This is a genomic window from Cupriavidus sp. 8B (assembly GCF_054589115.1).
This window is the reverse complement of the sequence record NZ_BAAILO010000097.1, coordinates 33,558-36,085: the sequence shown is the minus strand read 5'-3', so window position 1 is coordinate 36,085 and position 2,528 is coordinate 33,558. Positions and strand designations below refer to the sequence as shown.

The following is a 2,528-nucleotide window of genomic DNA, read 5'->3' as shown; positions in this document are numbered from 1 at the left end:
CTTTTCTTTACGAGTAAAGAAAAGTGACATCTCACACGTTCTAAAACGGCAACACCGCCCAGCCGCGACAGCAGCTAGAAGCATCAAAACCCCGCCCACAAGAGACCCACCCGCGTCAGCGGGGCTAGAGGCATCAAAACCCCACCCACGCCCCCAGCCCCCAGCCCCCCGCAATCAAGAAGCCGGCGCCACCTCCGACAACTCCGCCAACGCCCGCAAAACCGCCTGCGTAGCCACCGGATGCCGCAACAAACTGACATGCCCAATCCCGCCAAGCGCGATATGCCGCGCCCCCTCCAGCCAGGAGGTCCCCGTCGGCCCGGAAATCGAGTCATGCCAGCTAAAGATCGACACCAGCGCCACGCGCTGCCGGGGCGCTAGCCGCATCTCCCGCGCGGCCAGCGCTCGCAGCCAGGCGCTCCCGCAGCGCATCTGCCGGGCATTGAAGCCCCTGCCATAGCGCGCCAGCACGCTACCGTGATGCGGGGTGCCCAGCGTGACGATGCCGCGGCAGGGCGGGGGCTTGCCGCGTCCCGCCAGCGCGGCGCGCGCGGCCAGGCCGCCCATGCTGTGGCAGAGCAGCAGTGGTGGCTGGCCGGTGGTGGCGGCGATGCGCGCGATGGCGGCGCGCACTTCGAGGGCGTATTGGTCGATGTCGCCGAAGACCGGATCCAGGTCGATCGCTTCGCAGTGGTAGCCGGCCGCCGCCAGCGCTGGCTGCATGTCGAGCCAGACCGCGTGGTTGCAGCCGTAGCCGTGCACCAGCAGCAGCGGGGGGCGCAAGAACGGGTCCTTGGCCGGGCGCAAGCGGCGGTGCGCGCAGAAGGGCTGCAGCCAGTTGAACATCCGGAACACGGCAGCGTATTCGCGCAGGTAGCAGGCCAGCGCCTGCCATGGCGTCAAGCGGGCCGGCCGGGTGGCTTCCTGGGCAGCAGGGATCGGGGGGCGTGTCGCCGCGGGCTCGCCGAGGCCGCGCAATGTAAAGGCAAAGGCGCCGGCAACGGACAGCCCCAGTATCGCCAGCACCACGCCAATGCCGGCCAGCAGTCCCGCGGCCAGGGGCCAGCCGTGCCAGGCGTGGAGTTCGGCGGCGCAGCCCAGTGCCACGGCGGCCTGCAATGCCACCGCGATGCGGCGCAAGGCAGCGGCCGACAGGTTCATGGCTTGGGCGGGCGCAGGTCGGTCAGGCGGGTGCGGGCCAGGCGGTCGTGCAGGAACTGCCGCCTGGGGTCGAGCAGGGCCAGCAGGACCCAGGCCAGCAGGCCGGCGCACAGCACGCCGACGAACGGGCCTTTGACCAGGCCGAGCAGATGCCCGAGCGCCGCCGAAGGCGGCAGCCACAGCCATGCCAGCAGGTAGCGCAGCGTGGCCTGTGGCCAGCGCGGAGGCACGCCCGCGGCCGTCTCAACCCGCATGCGCCAGGTCTGCATGGCAAGCGTCTGCCCGTTGCGCTGCCAGAACCAGACGAAGTAGCAGCCCAGCACCAGGAAGCTCCAGCACTGCATCGTGAACGGGCCGTCCAGCCCAAGCTGCTGCAGCGCCGGGCGCGCCAGCAGGTAGACCCCCGTCGAGGCGCTCAGCACGCCGAACAGCAGCACGCCCTCGTACAGCATGCAGGCGATGCGGCGGCGGATCGTCGGTGCCTCGGCCGGGCGTGGAGGACTAGCCGGCGCAGCGGATGCGGCCGGCTTGGCGTTGGGTTTGGGCGTGGTCACGGCGGGCATGGCGATAAGGCGGTAAGGCCGTAAGGCCGGAGGAGGGCAAGACCTGGCAGAGAGGGCCGGGCCGCGAGGCAGCAAGCGAGCGCGGCCAGGCCGGCGCAAGCGGCATTATGCCAAAGCCCGCGTGGGGCGGGTAGCTTGCGTGGGGGGTAGGGGCGAGCCGGCCGGACAACCGCGCAGCGGTTCAGCGGCGCACCGGCTCGTCGGGACTGGCGGTAGCGCCGGTGCTGCTGGCCGTGGCCTCGGTGGCAGCCTCGCGCGGCGTGTCCACTGTCGGCACCGGTGCGCCGGCGGTGGCGCCTGGCATGGCGGCATGGGACTCCGCCGCGGGCGTGCCGGCATCGCGCACGCGCGATCGCGCGCTGGTCGATGTGGCGCCGGCGGGTGCCTTCTTTTCAAGGTGCAGTTGCCGGGCGGTCTCGGCGGGCAGGCGCTTGCCGGAGGGCAGGGCGCTGACCGCGCCGGGACGGCGCGGCACTTTCTCGGCGGCCGCCAGGTTCTTCTTCTGCTCTTCCGGCAGTTGCTGGTACTTGTCCCAGGCCTCGGCCTTCTTCTGCGCGGGCAGCGAACGCGTGATCTGGTAGTTTTCGCGCGCCAGGCGCCGCTGCTGGGGCGTCATCTTGACCCATTCGGTCATGCGGGTCTGCAGGCGCGCCTGCTCGGCGGGCGAAAACTTCTCGTATCGCTCCGCAATCTGCAGCCATTTGCGCCGGTTGAGCTCGGGGAAATTGTTCCACTCGCCTGCCAGCGGCGCGAGCACGCGCTGCTGGACGGCATTGAGCTCGTTCCAGGTCGGGTGCGCATTGG

3 protein-coding genes are annotated in these 2,528 nt (G+C 70.7%); all 3 read right to left on the bottom strand.

Annotation, left to right across the window (positions count from 1 at the left end; translation table 11 throughout):
* Positions 1–174: 174 nt before the first annotated feature.
* Positions 175–1,161, bottom strand: coding sequence for an esterase/lipase family protein (locus ACYP5B_RS09555; RefSeq protein ID WP_459569420.1), 987 nt, complete (start codon positions 1,159–1,161; stop codon positions 175–177).
* On the bottom strand, positions 1,158–1,724 hold the full coding sequence (locus ACYP5B_RS09550; protein ID WP_318236439.1) for an RDD family protein: 567 nt from the start codon (positions 1,722–1,724) through the stop codon (positions 1,158–1,160). The genes ACYP5B_RS09555 and ACYP5B_RS09550 overlap by 4 nt, the downstream gene beginning before the upstream one ends.
* Before the next feature lie 181 nt (positions 1,725–1,905).
* On the bottom strand, positions 1,906–2,528 hold a 623-nt coding region (locus ACYP5B_RS09545), incomplete at its 5' end, for a DUF3106 domain-containing protein (RefSeq protein ID WP_459569419.1).